The 22,365-nt window shown below is 50.8% G+C and carries 17 protein-coding genes and 1 pseudogene; 8 read left to right on the forward strand and 10 right to left on the reverse strand.

The genetic code is table 11. The features are described from left to right. Nucleotides 1–182: 182 nt before the first annotated feature. The 3 genes from B3P58_RS03380 to B3P58_RS03390 form a co-directional block, all read right to left on the reverse strand. The gene (locus B3P58_RS03380; RefSeq protein ID WP_286716082.1) at nt 183–671 is read right to left on the reverse strand and encodes a hypothetical protein; all 489 of its coding nucleotides are present in this window, start codon (nt 669–671) and stop codon (nt 183–185) included. 222 nt (nt 672–893) lie between these two features. Then, a complete protein-coding gene (locus B3P58_RS03385) occupies nt 894–2,381 on the reverse strand; it encodes a flavin-containing monooxygenase (RefSeq protein ID WP_145466068.1) in 1,488 nt (495 codons plus the stop codon). A 355-nt stretch (nt 2,382–2,736) separates the two neighbouring features. Then, nucleotides 2,737–3,126, reverse strand: coding sequence for an MGMT family protein (locus B3P58_RS03390; protein WP_414716558.1), 390 nt, complete (start codon nt 3,124–3,126; stop codon nt 2,737–2,739). A gap of 50 nt (nt 3,127–3,176) precedes the next feature. On the opposite strand from B3P58_RS03390, the gene B3P58_RS03395 reads away from it, so the two are divergent. Then, entirely contained in the window at nt 3,177–3,815 is a 639-nt protein-coding gene (locus tag B3P58_RS03395; RefSeq protein ID WP_286716083.1) for a hypothetical protein, read from the forward strand. A gap of 39 nt (nt 3,816–3,854) precedes the next feature. Here the strand turns inward: B3P58_RS03395 and B3P58_RS03400 are convergent, their stop codons facing one another. Continuing rightward, nucleotides 3,855–4,691, reverse strand: coding sequence for a hypothetical protein (locus tag B3P58_RS03400; RefSeq protein ID WP_286716084.1), 837 nt, complete (start codon nt 4,689–4,691; stop codon nt 3,855–3,857). Between the two features lie 219 nt (nt 4,692–4,910). Next, on the reverse strand, nt 4,911–5,669 hold the full coding sequence (locus B3P58_RS03405; RefSeq protein ID WP_145466062.1) for an SDR family oxidoreductase: 759 nt from the start codon (nt 5,667–5,669) through the stop codon (nt 4,911–4,913). A 304-nt stretch (nt 5,670–5,973) separates the two neighbouring features. Here B3P58_RS03405 and B3P58_RS03410 point away from each other — a divergent pair, with 304 nt between their 5' ends. The 5 genes from B3P58_RS03410 (at nt 5,974) to B3P58_RS03430 (ending at nt 12,634) form a co-directional block, all read left to right on the forward strand. Further along, nucleotides 5,974–6,438, forward strand: a complete 465-nt coding sequence (locus tag B3P58_RS03410; RefSeq protein WP_286716085.1) for a MerR family transcriptional regulator — start codon at nt 5,974–5,976, stop codon at nt 6,436–6,438. A gap of 244 nt (nt 6,439–6,682) precedes the next feature. Beyond that, nucleotides 6,683–7,963: a CaiB/BaiF CoA transferase family protein gene (locus tag B3P58_RS03415; RefSeq protein ID WP_286716086.1), complete on the forward strand. Its 1,281-nt coding sequence runs from the start codon at nt 6,683–6,685 to the stop codon at nt 7,961–7,963. Next, nucleotides 7,960–9,096, forward strand: coding sequence for an acyl-CoA dehydrogenase family protein (locus B3P58_RS03420; RefSeq protein ID WP_145466056.1), 1,137 nt, complete (start codon nt 7,960–7,962; stop codon nt 9,094–9,096). Before B3P58_RS03415 ends, B3P58_RS03420 begins: the two co-directional genes overlap by 4 nt. A 25-nt stretch (nt 9,097–9,121) precedes the next feature. Then, entirely contained in the window at nt 9,122–10,327 is a 1,206-nt protein-coding gene (locus B3P58_RS03425) for an acetyl-CoA C-acetyltransferase (protein ID WP_145466055.1), read from the forward strand. A 165-nt stretch (nt 10,328–10,492) separates the two neighbouring features. After that, entirely contained in the window at nt 10,493–12,634 is a 2,142-nt protein-coding gene (locus B3P58_RS03430) for a 3-hydroxyacyl-CoA dehydrogenase NAD-binding domain-containing protein (RefSeq protein ID WP_286716087.1), read from the forward strand. 96 nt (nt 12,635–12,730) lie between these two features. Here the strand turns inward: B3P58_RS03430 and B3P58_RS03435 are convergent, their stop codons facing one another. From B3P58_RS03435 to B3P58_RS03455, 5 genes are all read right to left on the reverse strand, one after another. Next, nucleotides 12,731–13,339, reverse strand: coding sequence for a hypothetical protein (locus tag B3P58_RS03435; RefSeq protein ID WP_286716088.1), 609 nt, complete (start codon nt 13,337–13,339; stop codon nt 12,731–12,733). 904 nt (nt 13,340–14,243) lie between these two features. After that, nucleotides 14,244–14,702, reverse strand: coding sequence for a hypothetical protein (locus tag B3P58_RS03440; RefSeq protein ID WP_286716089.1), 459 nt, complete (start codon nt 14,700–14,702; stop codon nt 14,244–14,246). A gap of 383 nt (nt 14,703–15,085) precedes the next feature. Next, on the reverse strand, nt 15,086–17,719 hold the full coding sequence (locus tag B3P58_RS03445) for an AAA family ATPase (RefSeq protein WP_286716090.1): 2,634 nt from the start codon (nt 17,717–17,719) through the stop codon (nt 15,086–15,088). Nucleotides 17,720–18,701: 982 nt separating this feature from the next. Then, nucleotides 18,702–19,109 (reverse strand): GFA family protein, encoded by a 408-nt coding sequence (locus tag B3P58_RS03450; protein WP_286716091.1) that lies wholly within the window; start codon nt 19,107–19,109, stop codon nt 18,702–18,704. Between the two features lie 33 nt (nt 19,110–19,142). Beyond that, nucleotides 19,143–20,192 carry a tRNA dihydrouridine synthase gene (locus tag B3P58_RS03455; protein WP_260998666.1) on the reverse strand — a complete coding sequence of 350 codons (1,050 nt, stop codon included), beginning with the start codon at nt 20,190–20,192 and terminating at the stop codon, nt 19,143–19,145. 299 nt (nt 20,193–20,491) lie between these two features. On the opposite strand from B3P58_RS03455, the gene B3P58_RS03460 reads away from it, so the two are divergent. Next, complete coding sequence (locus B3P58_RS03460; protein WP_145466031.1) at nt 20,492–20,737, forward strand: OadG family protein; 246 nt, start codon at nt 20,492–20,494, stop codon at nt 20,735–20,737. A 60-nt stretch (nt 20,738–20,797) separates the two neighbouring features. Next, nucleotides 20,798–22,365: pseudogene (gene oadA / locus B3P58_RS03465) on the forward strand (sodium-extruding oxaloacetate decarboxylase subunit alpha); the annotation flags it as partial.

The raw sequence follows: 22,365 nt of genomic DNA on the forward strand, positions 1-22,365 counted from the left end.
TATCAAGGTTTCAAGGGTGACGGACCAGAAAGCGCAAAGCTGGGGTCGGCCCGCCGGCAAGGGGATAAGTTCTCCTGGGAGGCATTGGGCCTGGATGTTAAAAAATGCTGTTTTTGTTAGCTACGGTGCTGATTAAAAACTGTGGGACAGTAGTGAAGGAATGCTTCCCCTTTTTATTGTAATTATTCTGTTTTTCTCAGACTCTCACCCAGCTCACGCACACTGCGTTTACCATTAATATGGCGCACATAATACAAGGCTTCACGCGGAATGGTTTTACTGCCCGGCGCAATCTGCCAGTCGCAGCTTAAATGCGCGTTACTCATTACCAGCATTTCCATCAGTTCTTCAACGTCGTCGGCAGCAATATCCACACTCTGTTCGTCTGCCCGACGAACCAGCATGTTTCCTTCACCGATGCCGGACATACCGCCAATCATCAGCAGGTCCTCGTCATTGGTGCAGAAGCTGACAAACATATCCAGTGGTGCTGCTTTGCCCACGGGTAATTCAAACAGATAGTGGTATTCGTGGTAGCGGGAAAACTCGCTGACCGGTAAATCCCAGACAAAACGGGGTTCTTGGTTGACGGTGGTGGGAGTGGTACAGGCGCTGAGAGAAAAAGCCAGTGCCATGGTGCTGATGTTCAGCAGCGTGGAGCGCGCGTTCATAAAATAATACTCTTATTAACAATTGTAATGGCAGCTACTTTGCCCTGACCGGGCTGTGGCGGCAAGTGATGCCTTTGTCGATACAGAATATTGCCGGTTGTGAGGGGCTTTTATGTTGCAGTACTAAACGGCGGGCAAAAAAAAAGCGCCGCAGTAGCGGCGCAAACGATCTCCTTAAAATGAATCCGGAGTTCGGAGTGAGAGTAGCGTTATCGTGATTGCTTAAACGGCTCCGCTGGTAGCTGTATTCTCTTCAATGACCGGGTTGGCGTATTCCAGTGATGGATCATCCAGGCTGGCCATTTTCAGCAGTGTCATATCCAGGAAGTAGTTCTGATACAGCTTCCATGGACGTTCATCACCCTGTTGCGGAATCTGATCTTTAACCCGGGAAATATAACCCGACTGCATATCAATAAACGGCAGGCGTTTAATGGTCAGGTTATGGTTGCGCGGGGTAACCTGGCGCACACCTTTGTCATCCATATGCTTGAGCAGACGGCAAACATAGCTGGAAATCAGATCGGCTTTTAATGTCCAGGATGCATTGGTGTAACCGAATACCATGCCCATATTTGGCAGGTCTTCGAACATCACGCCACGGTAACTCATTTTGGTATTTGGCTTCAGCGGTTCGCCGTCAATGGTTACCTGCATATTACCCAGCATCTGCACTTTCAGGCCGGTAGCGGTAATGATGATATCGGCTTCCAGTTTTTTACCGGACTTCAGCTGAATTCCATCTTCAGCAAAACGCTCAATATGATCGGTCACAACAGAGGCTTTACCCTGTTTAATCACCTTGAACATATCGCCTTCGGGTACTGCACACAGACGCTCATCCCATGGCGCGTATTTCGGCGTGAAATGCGTCATATCGAAATCAGCCGGTAACTGTTTTTTTACTGTCCACTGCAGCAGTTTACGGGCCGCATTCGGGAAGCGCTTACAGAAGCGGTACAGACCCAGGGTAATAGAAACGTTACGGCCGCGGATAATGCGGTAAGCCAGTTTCTGCGGCAGAATTTTGCGCAGCAAGGCAACCATCGCATCCTGTTGCGGAACGCTTAATACATAAGAGGGTGAACGCTGCAGCATGGTGACATGAGCGGCTTTATCGGTCATCGCAGGTACCAGCGTAACCGCAGTGGCACCACTGCCGATAACAACAACGCGCTTACCGCTGTAATCCAGATCTTCCGGCCATTGCTGTGGATGGATGACCTGGCCTTTAAAATCATCACGACCTTCGAATTCCGGTGTAAAGCCTTCTTCATAGCTGTAATAACCGGTACAGCTCAGCAGGAAATTACAGCAGTATTCTTTTTTACTGCCGTCGGCCAGCTCAACATCCAGAGTCCAGGTTGCGTTAGCACTGCTCCAGCGAGCAGCTTTTACTTTGTGGCCATAACGGATATGCGGATCAACGTTATTTTCGGCTGATGCTTCACGGATGTAATTACGGATATCGGCACCGTCGGCGATACCTTTTTTATTGGTCCAGGGTTTGAATTCATAACCCAGGGTAAACATATCGGAGTCGGAACGGATGCCAGGGTAACGGAACAGATCCCAGGTACCACCGCTGGCGTCACGCCCTTCAAGGATTGCAAAGGATTTGCCCGGACATTCTTTTTTCAGGTGACAGCCGGCGCCGATACCAGACAGGCCTGCGCCAATAATCAGTACATCAAAATATTCAGTAGCCATGGTGATTTCCGCTTTTCAGAGGTGATCGTTATTGTTATTCGTTGTTCTGATGATCACTTTCTCTTATCGGCGTGTAAAAAAACAGGTGATCCCCTGTCATGTTTGCGGCTTTTGTTTTCACTTATTCGGGGTTGGGTGGTACTCAGGCGGCAATGTCGCAGTCTTTGGCCTGATCGGAAAGTAATGCTGTCAGGCGCCAGATCACCGCAGGAAATATCAGTCCCGGCGAGGCTGTAAAGCCTGTTGGCATGGGCTTTTAGCCGGGTAAGGCAGAGGCAGGAGCAGTAAACAGGGGAGCAGCGGGTGAAACCCTGCCATCTGGCTTACGGGGGCGTATATGACGGAGGTAAGGGGGTTAGTTCAGGCCAAAGCGTTTCAGATTGATACGCCCGCTGGCACTGAATTCAACGCCTTCACCGTTTAGCAGCGCCTGCTGGCGTGCAGCAGCAGCGCTGCCTGGCGGAAAACTGAGCCGCCCCTGAGCGTTAATAACCCGGTACCAGGGCAACTGAGAGCCTTCCGGCAGTTGTGACAACACCCGCCCGACCCAGCGCGCTCGTCCGGGCATACCCGCCAGCGCCGCCAGTTGGCCGTAAGTCACGACGCTTCCGGCAGGAATGCCTGCCAGTGCGGTGTAGAGTCGTTCGTAGGAATCCGATTGCATGGGCAGATAATAACAGTCTCGCTTTATGCGTGGGAACAGAACCGGAAAAGTGGAAAGCTTTTTGCTGATACATCTGCTCATAACCAAAACTCTCAGCAAGAACGCAGAGTCACCTGAAGGAGCAGAAACCTATGGATATGCGCATTCATCCCCAGTCCGGCAGCGTCAGCCCGTTACTGAGTCAGCAGCCACAGACAACAGCCGTTGCCGCCAGTGGCAAGGCATTGCCGGCCGATGGCTATACGCCCTCCGCCGAAATTCAGCAGCAGGCCGAAGCCCGTGATGAGCAACTGACAGCCACTTTACAGAGTCTGGATCTAGGGCTGCTGAAGCTGCCGGGGCCGGGCGATATCCGCAGCTTTGAAAAGCAGTTTAATCAGGCTCTGGCAGAGGCCGGTATCGACACCAGCCAGGAAATTGAATTGCAGATAGAAAGCGATGGCAGTGTCACGGTCGCAAATGATCACCCGCAGAAAGAGCGCATCGAAGCTTTGTTTGCCGAGCGCGAGTTACAGCAGGGGTTGGTGCGGGCGCAGATGGCGCAGACCTTCGGGAAAATTGGCGCCCTGCATGATCAGTGGCTGCAGAAACTGGCGGCGGGTATGCCCGAAGAGACGGCCAATCAATGGCTGGTAAATGCCACCAAAGCGGTAACGGCCGAGGAAAGTAATCTGAGCTGGAAAGGTGGGAAGGTGCAGGGCGGTGGTGAAGCCATTGCCCAGCACGAGAATCAGCAGTATCTGGCGGTACAGGCCATGGGAGCAGGCTGATGCCTGCCCGGTGCCGTCGTGGAAGTTAGTGAAGCAGCGTCAGTAGCGGTTCATTTGTAAGGCAATCATGCCGGTCAGTTGTTCGACTAATTCGCGCATCTGCGGCGCTCTTACCGGTGACATGCTGTTATAACTGATGCCGGTGGCAATGGCATCGGTGGTGGAATCAATCAGAATATACATTAACCCTTCGGCAATCAGACCGACGGGATTATCTGACTGATATTCATGGGTACTGTTGGAGTCCTGCTCTTCAACGCATTTATGCACACCAATTTTTCCAACCGGGGTGCTGCTCCACAACATCGTCCGTTGTGACATATCCCACAGCACCATGTTCAGTTGCAGATTGGTTCCGGCATGCTGACAGCGGCTGCTGGTACGCTCGGCGTGTTTCATTCGTTGCCAGTCAAGAACGCGGAAGTCGATCAGATAATCAAACTGCTGTTGCTGATTTACCAGCAGATTATTGACAACGGCAGAGCGTGCAGGCATCTCCGTGGTTTTAATCTCCTTATCGGCGCTGAGCGCTTCCTGTTGTTCGCTGTCTGATACTGTGGTGGTGTCAGCTGCAGCTGCTGGTTTAGTGAGAATAAAAGACGTGGCATTGGCGACATTGCGGCTGCGTTTAAGCTGGTCGGCCAGCGAGGTGGAAATTAAACGGATTAATTCAGCCTCGTCCGCATCGTCGCCTTTGTGATAACCGGCAATCAGCACTCTTTTATTATCGAAGGTAGAAGTAAAAAAAGCATCGCTGCGATATTCATCTTCCAGCGACACATAAGAGTAGGGCGTGGTGTTGGTGGCGCAGGCAGTGAGTAAAAGGCTGGCTGCCAGAACCATAAAAGCAGAGGCACGTTCTGTTAATGTCGGCATAAGTAAACTGCATCATCCATGAAATAAGATGATCCAGAATAAATACTCCGCTGCCGATAACCAGAGCCTTTATTGCAACAATACGTTGTTGTTAAGCAGCCAATTCATGGCCGCAGAAATATTTCTGTTTTATTACACTCAGCCGCCATAAAAAACGGCAGCCAAAGCTGCCGTTTTTTATTTTGCGGAAATATCCCCGGAGTAACCCGGGTTGGCGGATTACAGACGCAGACCACCGTCTACTTCAATAATACGGCCCGACATATAATCGTTTTCCAGCAGGAAAGCGACGGCCGAGGCGATTTCTTCCGGCTGTCCCATACGCTTGGCCGGAATGCCTGCGGTCATTTTTTCCAGTGCTTCCGGTTTCATGCTGGCGGTCATTTCGGTGGCGATAAAGCCCGGTGCAATGGCGTTGGCACGGATGCCGTAGCGCGCCAGTTCTTTACCCCAGACAACGGCCATGCTGGCAACACCGGCTTTGGCGGCAGAGTAGTTGCTCTGACCCATATTACCGGCGCGGGAAATACTGGAGATATTGATGATGCAGCCGCCTTCGCCGCCGTTAATCATCTGTACCGCCGCTTCGCGTCCGCACAGGAACACGCCGGTCAGGTTCACGTCGATCACGCTCTGCCACTGCGCCAGGCTCATCTTGCTGACTTCGCCGTCTTTTACTTTCACCATCAGACCGTCGCGCAGAATGCCGGCGTTATTCACCAGACCGTGCAGACCGCCCATATCCGCAGCAATGGCGGCGAAGGTGCTTTCTACCTGTTCTTCATTGGCAACGTTACACAGGTAAGTGTTGCCGTTGCTGCCGGCCGCTTCGACCTGGCGTTTTGTTTCATCCATGTGACCCTGATCGAGGTCGATAATGGCAATCCGTGCCCCTTTTGCTGCCAGATAAACCGCCATCGCACGACCCAGACCCTGGCCCGCGCCGGTAATGGCGACCACTTTGTTTTGCAGATCCATACAGAACTCCTGAAATGTTGAAAAGGGGGTTGTTTGTTCGCCGCGGCCTTGCTGAAAACCAGAACTGCAGCCGGGACAGAGGGTAAACAGACGGTCAGATTATAGTCAGTTTTTGTCCCGTATTGACCTATTAGCGCAGGCGAAATATAAAAATCCGCCCGATTATACGCCGATAGCATGAGGCCGTGTTATCCGCTGATGGTGGGGGTGATGGTGGGGTGAATGGTGGGCTTGATTCTGGGGCAGATGCTGGGAATCCGTTCACGCAGTGGTAGACTGCGCGTTTTCCCTGTTGCCGATGCACATGAGCGATAACAATTACACCGTTGCCGATCTGGCCGCTGAGTTCGGCATTACCCCCCGTGCCATCCGTCTGTACGAGAGCAAGGGGCTGATTACCTCGCGCCGCGTCGGGCGCACCATGATTTACGATCACCGCCAGCGCGCGCGGCTGAAAATTGTGCTGCGCTCCAAGCGTGTGGGCTTCTCGCTGGAAGACACCAAATCCTACCTCGACCTGTATGACGCCGACCGCTCCAATCCGGAACGTCTGCTGGGCTTAATGCATCAGTGCCGCACGCGCTTGCAGGAGCTGGAAGCCCAGCGCCGCGATCTCGATGCCACCATCGCTGAGCTGCAGAAGGTCGAGCAGGCCGCCGGTGCCGATCTCAGCCAGCTCGATATTGCGCCGGAAGAGGCGTACCAGCAGTTTCTGCAGCGCCTGCCCCTGCCAGACGACCAGCCAGCGTCAGACGACCAGCCAGGCTGATCTTTTTCGTCACGGTTTTTCCTCTCATAAGTGCAAATCTGTCAATCCGCTTGAGCGATTTGCACATTGACCCCCCACAGCTCCCCCCGGTAGTCTGAGTTACGTTAAGGTAACTCAGCGGTATTCGCCCCTGTCCCGGCCCGGCCGGAATACCTTGCAAGGTCACGACGAACGGCGGTTAATGGACAACAGCACCGCCGTAAAACGGGCACAAGCCTGCAGATAACAATAATGAGGGCGCAACATGACTTTACCCCTGTCCGGCATGCTGGTGCTGGATCTGTCGCGTTTATTGCCAGGGCCCATGTGCTCGATGCACCTGCACGATATGGGCGCGCGCGTTATTAAGGTGGAAGACACCGGCGCTGGCGATTACACCCGCTCACTGGGCATGCCAAAAGGCTTTGTCAGCCCGGCGTTTCATATTCTTAACCGTGGTAAAGAATCCATCAGCCTCGACCTCACCACGGCAGAAGGTCATGAACTGCTGATGAAGCTGGTGGCCAAAGCCGACATCCTGCTGGAGAGTTTCCGCCCCGGCGTGATGAAAAAACTTGGTCTGGCTTATGAACAACTGAAAGCGGTTAACCCGCGGCTGGTGGTGTGTTCCATTTCCGGCTTTGGCCAGACCGGCCCCTGGGCCGAAAAAGCCGGTCACGATATGAATTACTGCGCCACCGCCGGTGTGCTCGATCAGGTCGGCGAAGCCGGTGGCGCGCCAACCTTAAGTAATTTCCAGATTGCCGATCTGGCCGGTGGCTCACTCAGTGCCGCCATGGCTATTTTAGGCGGTGTGGTTGGTCGCCTGAATTCGCAATTAAATGGCGGCGCGGGCGAAGGCTGTTACCTCGATATTTCCATGACCGACTGCACCTTCGCGCACAATGTGATTCCGCTGGCGACCATGAATTTAATGGGTAAATCATTACCGCGCGGACAAGACATGCTGACCGGTGCGCGCCCCTGTTATGGCATTTATAAAACCGCCGACGATCTGTATATGGCAGTGGGCTCGCTGGAGCAAAAATTCTGGAATCAGGTTTGTGAAGTTCTGGGTCATCCGGAATGGCAAAACCGTTACTGGGATATGGGCGCCAAAGCCGAATTATTACGTGCTGAAGTGGCTGAGGTTTTTGTCTCTGAACCACAAAGCCACTGGCGCGAAGTCTTTGCCGATACCGATTGCTGCGTCACGCCGATTTTAAGCCCGCAGCAGGCGTTCGAGCATCCGCAATTACTGGCGCGGGAAATGGTGCAGGTATTAACCACCGCCCAGGGGCAGAAAATCCGTTGTCCGGCCCCGGCCATTCAGTTTGGCGAACAAAAACACATCACCGATAAACCCGGCCCGGAGCAGGGCGAACACACACTCAGCGTTCTGCAGGAGCTGGCATTGGCCGAGGCCGATATTCAGCAACTGCTGAGCCGCGGAGTAATCCGTCAGGCCGGACATGAAATGGCCACATCCACCGATAACAGTAATAAAAAATCATCGACACCAAGCACCAAGGAGACCACGGTATGATCCCACGCAGTGTATTTACCGAAGAGCACAACATGTTCCGCGACAGCGTGCGCAAATTTATGCAGCGCGAAATTCAGCCACACTGGGAAGAGTGGGAAGCACAGGGTCATATTTCCCGTGAAGCCTGGCTGAAAGCCGGTGAAGCCGGCATTTTATGTACCCATATTCCGGAAGAATACGGCGGTGCCGGTGTGGATTTCCGTTATTCGGCTATCGCCATCGAAGAGCAGGGTTATGTGTTTGCTTCAGGCCCGGGTTTCTCCCTGCACTCCGATATTGTTGCCCCGTATATCCTGCATTACGGCAGCGAAGAGCAGAAACAGAAATGGCTGCCCAAAATGTGTACCGGTGAAGTGATTACCGCCATCGCCATGACCGAGCCGGGCACCGGTTCCGACCTTGCCGGTGTGCGTACCACCGCCACCGAAGACGGCGACCATTATGTCATTAACGGTTCCAAAACCTTTATCACCAACGGTCAGATGGCCGACCTCTATATTGTGGTCGCAAAAACCGATACCAGTGCCGGTGCCAAAGGCGTGAGCCTGTTTCTGGTCGAAGCCGACCGTGCCGGTTTCAGTCGTGGTCAGAACCTGAAAAAAGTTGGTATGAAAGCGCAGGATACCTCGGAGCTGTTTTTCGACAACGTACGCATTCCGAAAGAAAACCTGCTCGGCCAGCGTAACGCCGGTTTTATTTATCTGATGCAGGAACTGGCGCAGGAACGTCTGAGTGTGGCCATTATTGGCGCCGCTGCTGCGCGTGCCTGCTACGACGCTACTGTTACCTACGTGAAAGAGCGTAAAGCCTTCGGTAAGCCGGTGGCTTCTTTCCAGAATACCCGCTTTAAACTGGCCGAAATCCGTACCGAACTGGAAGTAACCCAGTGCTACGTTGACCGCTGTCTGGAACTGCATTGCGAAGGCAAGCTGAGCATCGACGCTGCGGCCTCGGTCAAACTCTGGGCCACCGAAGCACAGTGCCGCATTATCGACGAGTGTGTGCAGCTGCACGGCGGTTACGGCTATATGTGGGAATACCCGGTTGCCCGTGCTTACGCCGACTCGCGTGTACAGCGTATTTACGCCGGTACTTCTGAAATTATGAAAGAAATTATTTCGCGTACTATTTAAGCGTGTGCGCACAAGGAGTTTTTAAATGACTGATGCCTATATTTTCGATGCGGTACGCACACCGCGCGGTCGTGGTAAAAAAGACGGCGGCCTGCACACAGTAACACCGGTCAGCCTGATGTCAGGTTTATTGCGTGGCCTGCAGGAACGCCACGATCTGGATACTTCTCAGATTGACGATGTGGTACTGGGTTGTGTGGAACCGGTGATGGAACAGGGTGCCGATATTGCCCGTACCGCGGTATTAATGGCCGACTATGCACAAACCTGTGCCGGTACTGTGGTCAGCCGTTTCTGTGCTTCAGGCCTTGAAGCGGTCAATATGGCCGCCGCCAAAGTTAAAGCCGGTGAAGCACAGATGACCATCGGCGGTGGTGTGGAATGTATGTCACGTATTCCGATGGGGGCCGGTGGTGGCGCTTATTACACCGACCCTGCAGTAACCAATAAATTGTCGTTTGTCCCCCAGGGTATTTCCGCTGATTTAATTGCTACCCTGAATGGTTTTTCCCGTGCCGATGTGGACGCCTACGCGGTGGAATCACAGCGTCGCGCCAAACACGCCTGGGATAATGGCTACTTTAAAAATTCCATTATTCCGGTGAAAGATCAGCTCGGTTTAACCCTGCTCGACCGTGACGAACATATGCGCCCGGAAGCGACGGTTGAATCGCTGGCCGGTCTGAAGCCATCGTTCGAAATGCACGGCGGTCTGGGTTTTAACGCCATTGCCCAGCAGGTGTATCCGCAGGTTGAGCGTATTAACCACGTGCACCATGCCGGTAACTCCTCCGGTATTGTTGACGGTGCCTCGGCGATATTAATCGGTACCAAAGAAATGGGGCAGGCGCTGGGATTAAAACCACGTGCCCGTATCCGCTCGGCAGCGTCCATTGGTTCTGAACCAACCATCATGCTTACCGGCCCGGCGCCGTCTGCGCGTAAAGCGCTGAAAAACGGCATGATGCAGGCCAGCGATATTGACCTGTGGGAACTGAACGAAGCCTTTGCCTCGGTGGTTCTGCTGTTTATGAAAGATATGAATATTGACCACAGCAAAATCAACGTAAATGGCGGTGCCATTGCCATGGGCCATCCGCTGGGGGCAACCGGTGCCATGATTCTCGGCACTGTGCTGGATGAACTGGAGCGTCGCGACCTGAACACTGCATTAATCAACCTGTGCGTGGGCGGTGGGATGGGGACTGCCACCATTATCGAACGGGTTTAAAAGCTACCTGCGTTGCATCTGCGGCGTTAAAACGTGTTTCGGAATGCTCATTTAGCCGTCAGTAAACTCCGCTTCCTCAAACACGTTTTGCCTTGCATAGGCTGCCTCGGTAACGCTTTTAGCGGTTTTCAGCAGCGCAGGCTTTGACAGATTAAAGGATATGTTATGACTACATTTACGCATGAAATCGACGCTCAGGGTATTGCGGTTTTAACCTGGGACGATCAGAACGGGCCGGTAAACTCACTGGCACAGAGTGCAGTAATTGCACTGAACGAAGCTCTCGAAGCCTTGCTGGCCAACGATGCGGTAAAAGGCATTGTATTAACCTCAGGTAAATCCGATTTTGTTGTCGGCGCGAATTTAAAAGAAATTCAGACCATGCCGCAAAATGCCGAAACCATTATTGGTTTTGTGCGCAGCCTGCATCAGATTATGCGCCGCATGGAGCAGGGCAGTAAGCCGATTGTTGCTGCCTTAAACGGCACTGCACTGGGTGGCGGTATGGAAATCGCGCTGGCCTGTCATCACCGCATTGCTGCCGATAATCCAAAAGCCGTGTTCGGTTTTCCGGAAGTGAATCTGGGTCTGCTGCCGGGTGGCGGTGGTACTCAGCGTCTGGCGCGTATGCTGGGTATTCAGGCAGCGATGCCGTGGTTGCTGCAGGCGACTCAGGCCAAAGCCAAAGAAGCCAAAGCCGCCGGTCTGATTAACGACGTGGTTGCCGCAGAAGAGCTGATTGCAGCGGCCAAACAATGGCTGCTGGATAACCCGAAAGCCTGTGTACAGCCGTGGGATGAGAAGAAATTTAAATTACCGGGTGGCGAAGTACAGTCACCGAAGGTAGCTCAGGTATTTATGGGCGCAGAAGCCATGCTGCGCAAGAAAACCATGGGTAATTACCTCGCACCACAGCGTATTCTGCAGGCCTTGTTTGAAGGCTGTCAGCTGCCAATTGATCAGGCTCTGGATGTTGAAGCGCGTTACTTTACCGAGCTGCTGCTGTCTGATCAGGCAAAAGCCATGATCCGCACCTTCTTTGTGGCGCTGCAGGATGCCAACAAACTGAAAAACCGCCCACAAGGCGTGGAGAAAAAACAGTTTAACAAAGTCGGTATTTTAGGTGCCGGTATGATGGGTGCCGGTATTGCCTATTCTTCCGCCATGAGCGGTATGGAAGTGGTGCTGCTGGATACCGCGCAGGAATCCGCCGATAAAGGCAAAAGCTATTCCGAAGGCCTGCTGAAAAAACGTGTATCACGCGGCAAAATGGCGCAGGAAAAAGCCGATGCGACACTGGCACGCATTCTCGCCACCACTGATTATAACGACCTGAAAGGTTGTGATCTGGTGATCGAAGCGGTATTCGAAGACCGCACTATTAAAGCCGACGTTACTGCCAAAGCCGAAGCGGTGCTGGGTGATGATGCTATTTTTGCTTCCAACACCTCGACCCTGCCGATTACCGGCTTGGCCGAAGCCAGCAAACGCCCTGAGCAGTTTATTGGTCTGCACTTTTTCTCACCGGTCGACAAAATGCCGCTGGTGGAAATTATTATGGGCGAAAAAACCTCGCAGCATACCCTGGCCTGGGCGCTGGATTATGTGCAGCAACTGAAGAAAACCCCGATTACCGTTAACGACAGCCGTGGCTTCTACACCTCGCGTGTATTTAAAACCTACGTGCTCGAAGGTATGGCACTGCTGAAAGAAGGTGTATCACCGGCGTTGATCGAAAACGTAGGCAAACTGGCCGGTATGCCGGTTGGCCCGCTGGCGCTGAGCGACGAAGTTACGCTGGAACTGATGGACCGCATTGGCCGCCAGACCCAGAAAGACCTGGGCGACGCCTATGTATCGCACCCGGCTGACGAAGTAGTGCAGTACATGGTGCACGAAGCCAAGCGCATTGGTAAAAAAGCCGGTGTCGGTTTCTACGATTATCCGGCCGACCCTCAGGGCAAAAAATCCCTGTGGAGCGGGCTGGCCGAGCGCTTCCCGCTGGCGGCTGAACAGCCATCGGTGGAATACGTAAAACAGCGTCTGCTGTACGCACAGGCGGTAGAAACCCTGCACTGTGTGGCCGAAGGCGTAATTACCCGCGCCCATGAAGTCGATATCGGCTCCATTTTCGGCTGGGGCTTTGCACCACAGACCGGCGGCGTAATCTCCTTTGTAGAAACCATGGAAGGCATCGATACCTTTATCGCCAATGCCGACCAGCTGGCCGCCAGCGTTGGCGACCGCTACAAAATCCCGGGAATGCTGCGGGAAATGGCGGCTGAAGGAAAATCCTTCTACGCCTGAGATGGTTGTTAGATTAAGCGTGAAATAAAAAAGCCTGCCGGTTTCCCGGCAGGCTTTTTTGGGTTTTAATTTCGATTTTTTAAAAGATTATTTAAATTATTTTTTAATTTCTATCTTTGTTAGATGGCCGCTGTTGATTAAAGATGTGACAATTTTCCTTGTCATGCTATTTATTGTTGCTCCGCTTGACATGTATAGAGCTCCGCTTGCTTTGGTATTTAAATTGCCAATCCATATGATTCGGCCTGTTTTAAGATCGTACAGTTTTGCTTGTGCTTGAGTGCTTCGATTGTGGGATACGATGGGAGTTGTTGTGCTGGAGCCGGAGGCGTATGTGCTATTATAACCTGTGCTATAGGCGTTGGCGTAGGAGTTAGTGTTATAGCCGATGATGGTGCTCGATTGGTCTTCGTTAGCGACTTCGATTGCTAATAAACTGTCAAATCCATTGTTTCTTATGATTTCGATTTTTTCTGATTCTGTATAGGTTCTGGTTGGTAGAAATAAACTCTCAATTGTAGCGTGCTGGACGTCGATATTCTGTAGATTGCTTGAGAATGATTCATAGAAAAATAGGGTCGGTGCATCAATGAGAATCTTCTTTACAGCATAGTTTGTATAGTCAGGGTCGGTGAAATCTCGAACTTTAGTTGTTATGCATGAGGCTAGTATTAAGCAGAATGGTATTAATAGTATCTTTTTCAATTTATATTCCTTTTCATTGTTTATTTTTTTTATTTCATGCTCTGGTTGTAATTGTTTTAAAATTTTTTATCAAGATGGGATGTTATTATTTTTCGAATATCATATTTCTAATTGATTTTTATATGATGGCATATGCTAGCAGTATTTAAAGGGCTATTCTAAGTGTTAAATTCTATAGGTAATAATATTTTATTTTTTTCTCTTTGGGAGGGCTGAAAGTTTTTCAGGAGATCAATCATTTGTATGGTTCAGGAAAAGAACGACAATTCTTCATTGTCGTTGTGGTGTAGTTACTGTCGGGTAGCTGCTGCGCGGGTTGACTTTTTGGGTTGCAGCCCGGCCCTATGACCTCTTTGAGGGGGCTTACCCTTCACGCCGGTCGGGCGCTTACTCCTGACCGCCATGGATGGCGGAAATGCAGATTGTGCAGGAGCACACAATCGGCCCGCTTCGCGCTGTGCAGGACTTCACCCGATCTGAATAACCCCGCGGTCGCGATAACGCGAATAATGGGCCGTCCATGGCCCTATTCGCTCGCCTGGCATCTATGCCGGGACATACAGGCGCAGTATTATCCAAGCCGGCGTCCTGCAGGCGCATAAAATGAAGCGTGAACTCGAAGGTTCCAGGGCGTATCTGTTGCTCGAAATCGACAACCACCATAGCGCTTTGCGCATAGTTGTACTTTTGAAATTCGGTATCGTGAACATCCTTTGTGAGATGCCTGATTTTACTTAAAAGTGACTTATTTTTGGAGTTTTTCTACAGTCTCAACGCCCGCTTAAGGGGCTGGCAACGCATAACACTAAACTCAAACACAACAACTGCAACCACCGCGGCTCAATCGGACTGGAAACGCTACGCGTTGACAGTCCCTCTTGAGGCGTTTGTTATGTACGTTTTACTAGAAATTTGCCCTGAGATAGTCCGTAAGAGCCTCTTCTACACTACTTGTAATAGTCGTTACAAAAAACTGTGACGATTCAGGGCCTTTTCCACCAATAAGCATCGAACCATAACTAGGGCTTTCATACAAAACGAAATCGCCTGCTGGAATTTGTGTACCAAACCTAATTTCATAGGAAACCGCTGTGCCTGTATTGTCTCCCCCCTTATTAGTAATGCTCATGCATAGAGTATTAACGGTTAGGTTAAATGAAAGATCGTTATTAGCCTTTATACGCGCCCTAAGAAACTCCCCCTCAATGCGCTTTACTAGTGCCTCGTTAGTAAAGGGACAGTCGCCATAGACTGAAGAATACAAACCTAAATTGTTTGGCTCTGATCGCTTCATCCATTGCGGTACATCTCCATGTGCAACACTAGTAATAAATATGAGTGAAAATAGAATTAAAAATTTCATAAATCAATAACTTAAACCAAAATTCTTTAAAGCTTGAATTATAAGGCAGATTGACTGTGTAAGTACATAACGCTCAAAGCATTGGCGCGCTATGCGCGTTCAATGCCTTTGCTTATTATTTTACTTCCTCCTACTTTTGTCACCTTCCTTCTGAGACGGAGTCCGATCATCCCCTTTATTAGTTCTATGATCATGGCCGCCAGTATTTTTATTACGACCAGAATCAATGATTCCACTGCGACCGTCTGATTTTTGGCTTCCGCCTGTTAGTTTGTCAAAAAATCCCATTTCTATCTCCTTGATTGGTATGGGGAAAATAACGCCTCAAACACCGGCGCAGCTTTGCTGCGTCCGAGTGCTTTGACTTGTTATGTGCTACTTGCTTATCGCCCATTTTGAAGCTCCGTTAACGCTTGATCTAAAGTGCCCACAGCTTGGACAATAGTTTCAACAGCCGCTCGGTCGAACTCGCCATCTCGCTGAGAGTCATGAGTTCCACTATTTAGGCATCCCCATTCTATTGAGCCTCCAGCTACTCCTAACAACGCATCTAAAGCTCCAAGCGAGGAAATAATTGCATTAGACGGATTCTGATTCCTTCTCAAAGAAGAACGAATCTTATTGCACTTATTATTCAACTCCCACGGTGATCGGGGCCCACTAAGCTTAAGTTCAATACGTCCATCTCCATGTCTTCCCATCCAAGTCCATAGTCGGTCCGTTAGGCTCTCTATAGCTGCTCGAGAGTAATAGAGAGTTTCTCGTTTATCATCATTAGCAAATGCCTGCTGGGCTTTAAGAACATAATTCTTTGAAGGAGGATTGGTGTCAACACGTAAGTGATGCTCCCCTTGATGCGGCAAAAATTTATATAGTGCTATATCACTTGCTCGTGCCGCACCTAGCTCTTGTTGGATTCTATGAAGAAATTCCTCAGCGTGAGATGTTAAGATGACCTGCTTTTCATCCAACAAACCATCTTCGAAGAATGTTCTCCAGATCCCATTTCTATGATCATCATCAATAGCATTTACTACGTCATCAAAAATAACGATAGGACAACCTTCCTCAATATTCTTTGCGAGCAATATTGCTAACCCCAAACACTTAATGTGTCCTTCGCTGAGCAGCGTTAATGCATCATAACGGACTCCTAATTGCTCCTGAAACTCAAGTTCAATTTTTCCATTTTCAGCAATTGGCAGCCAAAGACTTTGTAATAAGTCTACTGGTAAGTCATCACGATTGAATGAATTGTATAGATCGCGAGCCCTTTGTCCCAAACCTTGAAGTAATTGAGATGGTAGATTGCGTAGATATGATTGGATCTCTTGTAAAAACCCATCATATGATCTTTTAACTCTGTTATGAAATTCGACTACTTGCACCTCTGCAGCTACCAATTCAATTAGCTCTCTATTAGCCTCATCAAAATTGGCAACTGTTGTTCTTGCTTCTGCAAGTTCACTTTCTGCAGTTTGTCGTATTAATTTTGCCCTCTCTATCTCGATGCGATATCCATCAAGTCTAGCTCTTTCTTCAGCCAGCTGTTGGCGTTGAGCTAGAGCTTCGCGAGCTTCAACATCTGATTTTTCAATATGCGTGCATAGATTTAGCAACACATTCCAAGAACTATTATTGTCATTAACCCATACCTGTAGCCATTGACCAGTTGATGTAGGAGGCAAAACTGGTAGCGCATTCTCTCCGAGCATTTGGGGGCAAACTAGAGCTGCCGCATTAATTGTATTGACCATCAATTGATGTAATTTTCGCATCGACTCATTCAATGCGTCACTTTGTTCTTTCGCTTGTTGTTGCAAACCAGCTAGTTCACCAAGTTGTTCAAGACCAGTGACTGCAGCCTCATATGGATTTTTAGCTACGGACTGGAGGTTAGTGCCACATGCTGGACAGTTATGCGGGTTTGAAGAAGATAACTGGAGCACTGATTCATATAGTTGTTTATATGAAACTTCACCTGCACGACGAGCCAATTCGGTGTTGATGCCTTGCAATGTACTATTGATAGCGAATACTTGATTAAACGCTGATGTAAGTTGTTCTGCAGTTAGGCCGTAAACAGTTGGCGAAGGAGCATCAAGTAGAGATTGTACATATGGGAGGCGACCTTGCTGATCCTGATTTCCAACTAACCACAGATTAACTGCTTCATAGTTGCTTCCTGGCTGAATTCTTTCTGCAATTTGGCCTTCATTTATATTAATTTGTGAAAGACGCTGCGGAAATTCCTGAATAACTTTTTCTGCGCTAGCCAATGCCTGTCGTCTTATTGCAAGCTCTTGTGCTCGTTGTCCAGTAAGGTTTAAGTTTTCATCAAGAGAAGGGTTAAATCCTCTTGCAAAGTCCGAAAATTGGTCAATGCCAAAAAGCGTAGCAATTAATTGTCTTTGATCGCTTGGAGTTCTTGAAGCAATTCGAGCAAAATCATCCAGTCTGTTTTTTTCAATAAAGCAGAACCTATACTTTTCTTCATTTGGCTCTAGATTAACCGGAGGATTATTTCCATTTACTGTTGATATAACAGGTTGAATATATTGTCCTAGCCTTGCATTTTTACAGTAAGTGTTATGATCAATTCGTTTTACTTGGGCCTCACTTATAGAGCCTAACAACGCCGTTTCTAGAGCCTCACAAAAACTACTCTTCCCTGTACCGTTGGCACCATAGACAAGAGTAATTGGATTGCTTAAGTCAAATATCTCCTGATTTGTAAACCCTCTAAACGGACCCACGCTTAATTGATGCAGGCGGCCAATATTATGGCCATCAGCATTAATATTATTAAATTCAGGTAACTCAGGGGAGGTTTCTAAAAGTTGGTTTATTGCAATCGGCGCTAATCGTAATGATCGAGCTCTGCGAGCAGCGCCCACCTGTGCCAAGTGTGGAAGATTTAAATATATTAGGTTTGCCATTCGACGAATATCGTTATCTATAGGTCTTACAGCTAACACCTCCAAAAATCTTTGATATTCAGCGATAACGCTGGCCATATTACTTCCTTATAGTTCGAATATTAGTTTTCAACTGCAGATGCTATGAAGGCACATTAGTTTATTCGTAGGCATGCTCATTAATACACCTAAGCCCTTATTCAGATTTCCAGCCTAACCTATTGGCCGGACTGTAAAAATCATCGTTATTTTCTTTCTTTTCAGGATATAAATGCGCATGCGCGCTTTTCCCCTGAACCGTTCTTTACATTGTGCGCGTTATCACTTTTCGCAGAATCCTGAGTGATTGATTTTTTAGGCTTCTTTTTTGGCCGAGGGTGTCAATCCGCGCATGCAGCGTTTTGCTATCGGAGCGTAAATGCGCATCAGATTTCGCAAACAGTAAAATATACGGGTTGTTTGTACATTATTTTCTCTGTTCATTTTCAGTGCTTTTTCGGCAGTAAAAATTGCTCAGGTCTGCTTGTAGTCCAGACACGCTGCCGCCCGTCCTTATAAACGCCGGGCAGGAATTGCGTGGTTTTATCATTCGGGGTTGTAAGCGGGGAGGGCGTGTGTCCGGACGGGGTGTTCGTACGATATGGCGGCATCCCTGCTTTGGTTCGAGAGTACTGAATTTTGGGGGTGGGTTCAATTAGTTGATAAAACTGGTTACAAGTGGCAACGGGTGACAGGTATTGCTTTGGCTCTTCCTGATATTAAAAACGTTGGTCTGGTGGGCAGTGCCCACCCTACCTTTCTGGCTCAGGATCGACGAGGCGAACGGTAATCGCGGCTGAAAGCCGCTCCCACAATGGAAAGCCGCTCCGACAATGGAAGCCGCTCCGACAATGGAAAGCCGCTCCGACAATGGAAAGCCGCTCCGACAATGGGAAGCCGCTCCGACAATAAAATGCTGTTTTTGCAGTCTCGCGGGCATGGCCCGCTCCTACCGTTCGGTGTTTGTTTTAGATACGGTTTTGCGTCTGAGTTGTTGCGTCAGCAGTTCGCGCCTGCCAGGCCGTATCGGTAAGGCTGCCCATCACCCCGGCAAACCATCCAGCTTGGTCACACTCTCTAAATCGTGATCCCAGTCGGCCTTACTGGCCATAAATAAATGCGCATTGGGGCGCATGCTCAGGCTGTTATCCAGACTGCCGGCCGGCACCACCAGTAACTGGCCGTCCATCTGCCGGGTGGGCAGGGCGGAGCCACATTCGCGGCAAAAGCTTTTGCAATGGCGGCTGTTGGGCAGGTTAAAGGCTTTTACCTGTTCTGCGCCGCGATCCCAGTTCAGGGTGGCACTGGTGGAGAACAGGTTGGCGGCATGGGCCGAGCCGGTGTCTTTCTGGCAGTGCTGGCAGTGGCACAGGAAAAAACTCTGGAAGTTGCCGGTTACGGTAAATTGCACGGCGCCGCACAGGCAGGAGCCTTTATACGATGTGGTCATGGTTATCCTCCTTAATAGCTGCTGACCAGACTATCAGAATCCCTGATGTTGGTAAGCCTTGTAGTCGGAGGCATTTGGTGGATTGGCGGCAACGTCGGCGCTGGTTTCGGCCAGGCTGTTAAAAAAGTCCTGCAGGCTGCGCTGGCGTTTTACCTTCTCAAACACGGCGCGGATTTCCAGCGATTGCAGCGAGAAATAATGCAGCCACTGTTTTAAACGGTCGGTCTGGGCTTTTTCCGGCAGGTGCGCGAGGCAGGGTATTAATGCCTGCATCATCTCCAGATGCTGTTGCCAGCCGTGGGCACTGTGCGCAAGCAAACCGTGGTCGGCTTTAATCTGCAGCGCTAAATCGGGCACGGCGACTAAACCACGGCCAATCATAATCAGGTCGGAATGGCTTTCGGCCATGCACTGACGCGCCTGTTGTGGCGTCCAGATCTCACCGTTGGCAATCACCGGGATGTCGGTCACTTCTTTTATTCGTGCAATCCAGTCCCAGTAGGCCGGTGGTTTATAGCCTTCGGTTTTGGTGCGGGCGTGAACGGTCAGCCACTGTATACCACCGGAGGCTAAGGCACGGGCGTTGTCGAGTGCCAGTTCTTTATCGGCAAAACCGAGGCGCATTTTCGCGCTGACCGGAATATGCGAGGGCACGGCCGCGCGTACGGCGCTGGTAATGCGCGCGAGTAAATCCGGGTATTGCAGCAGTACGGCACCGCCCTGGCTTTTATTCACGGTTTTGGCCGGGCAGCCAAAATTCAGGTCGATGGCCGGGGCACCGAGCATGGCGGCTTTGCGTGCGTTGGCGGCCATTAATTCCGGGTCGGAGCCTAATAACTGTACATGCACCGGTGTGCCTGCGGGGGTTTTGCCACCATTGAGCAATTCCGGGCAATAACGGCGGAACACCTTGGCCGGGTAGACCTGCTGGGTTACGCGGATAAATTCGGTCACGCAGTGGTCGATGCCGCCGACGCGGGTTAACAGGTCGCGCAGGTGGTGGTCCATCAGCCCTTCCATCGGTGCGAGGGCAATATAAGGGCGGTGCGGATGGTTATTAAAAGGCAGCTGGCCTGTGAACATGGTGGCGGGTCTTGGTGATCGGGCGGGCATTATAGCGGCGGCAATGTGGCAGCTCCAGCAAAGTGCAGTGTCGGACAGGTTGTTTTCCTGACCGTATGGTCAGTCCGGGCCGCATGGTTTCTGGCGTCGGTTAAGCATGGTATCAAGCCATGACACGGGTCAGGATTGGCGGTGATCAGGTTGCGCTGGTATGGCCTTTTCAGTAATCTACGTCGGTTTTGCCGCCCAGCCCGGAAGGTTATTTTTCAACCGGGCCGAGGGGTGGGGAGCACAGAACCAATCATTCAAAGGAGCCCCTGATGTCAGAGCCTAGTCTCGTATCACAGGGTTTGGAGCTGATGATTTTCGGTATGGGCGTGGTATTCGTCTTTCTGACGATGCTGGTGTTCGTGACCGGATTCATGTCCAAGCTGGTAAATAAACTCGCCCCTGAGCAGGAAGTTGTCGCCGCCCCCGTGCGTGCCGCTAAGCCTCAGGGAGTGGACCCGCAATTGCTGAAAGTACTGTCAGCAGCGGTAAAAGAGCATCGCGCGCGCCAAAAGTAGCGAGCGGTATAATAACAACCCAAACGTTTACAACGTTAAAGGAAGAAAAGGCCATCACCCATGTCCGATTCTAAGAAAGCTTTAGGAATTACCGACGTCGTTCTGCGCGACGCCCATCAGTCCATTCTGGCTACCCGCATGCGCATTGATGACATGCTGCCAATCGCTGCAAAACTTGATCAGGTTGGTTACTGGTCTCTCGAATCCTGGGGCGGCGCTACGTTCGACTCCTGCATTCGTTTCCTCGGTGAAGATCCGTGGGATCGTATCCGCGAATTCAAAAAAGCCATGCCGAACACCAAGCATCAGATGCTGCTGCGTGGTCAGAATCTGCTGGGCTACCGCCACTACGCCGATGACGTAGTTGAAAAATTTGTTGAACGCGCAGCCACCAACGGTGTTGATGTATTTCGTGTGTTTGACGCCATGAACGATCCGCGCAACCTGGAAACCGCGTTAAAAGCGGTTAAAAAACAGGGCAAACACGCGCAGGCCACTCTGTCTTACACCACCAGTCCGGTACACACACTGGAAGCCTGGGTAAGCCTGGCCAAGCAGATCGAAGACATGGGTGCAGACTCTATCGCCATTAAAGATATGGCCGGTGTGCTGACCCCTTATGCTGCTTTTGAACTGGTTTCCCGCTTAAAAGCACAAACCGACCTCGAAGTTCAGCTGCACGCTCATGCGACCGCTGGTCTGTCGGATATGACCATTCTGAAAGCCGTAGAAGCCGGTATTGACCGTGTGGATACCGCTATTTCTTCTATGTCCATGACTTACGGCCACACCGCTACTGAGTCTGTGGTTGCTGCACTGGCAGGCACCGAGCGCGATACCGGCCTGGATCTGCTGCTGCTGGAAGAAATTGCTGCTTACTTCCGTAACGTACGTAAGAAGTACGCCAAGTTTGAAGGCGCCCTGAAAGGCACCGACAGCCGCATTCTGGTGGCTCAGGTTCCTGGCGGCATGCTGACCAACATGGAAAACCAGCTGCGCGAGCAGGGTGCTTCTGACAAGTTCGATGAAGTACTGAAAGAGATCCCGCGTGTGCGTGAAGATCTGGGCTTTATCCCACTGGTTACTCCTACCTCTCAGATCGTGGGTACCCAGGCGGTACTGAACGTACTGAGCGGCGAGCGTTATAAGTCTATCTCGAAAGAAACCCAGGGCATCCTGAAAGGCGAATACGGTGCAGCCCCTGCGCCAATGAACGCCGAACTGCAGGCCCGTGTTCTGGATGGCGCTGAAGTGATCACCTGCCGTCCGGCAGACCTGCTCGAAAACGAGCTGGACAAAGTGATTGCCGACGTTGAAAAGCTGGCCGCCGAAAAAGGCTTCAAGCTGGCTGCTGACAAGATCGACGACGCCCTGACCTTCGCCATGTTCCCGCAGGTTGCGCCTAAGTTCCTGGCCAACCGTGGCAACCCGGATGCCTTTGAACCGGCTCCGAAAGGCGACGCTGAAGATACCTTCACCATCACCGTCGATGGCAACGANNCAAAGTGATTGCCGACGTTGAAAAACTGGCGGCCGAAAAAGGCTTCAAGCTGGCAGCCGACAAGATCGACGACGCCCTGACTTTCGCCATGTTCCCGCAGGTAGCGCCTAAGTTCCTGGCCAACCGT

Origin of the sequence: Thalassolituus sp. UBA2009 (assembly GCF_002335285.1) — a bacterium.
GTDB lineage: Bacteria > Pseudomonadota > Gammaproteobacteria > Pseudomonadales > Oceanobacteraceae > Venatoribacter > Venatoribacter alkanivorans.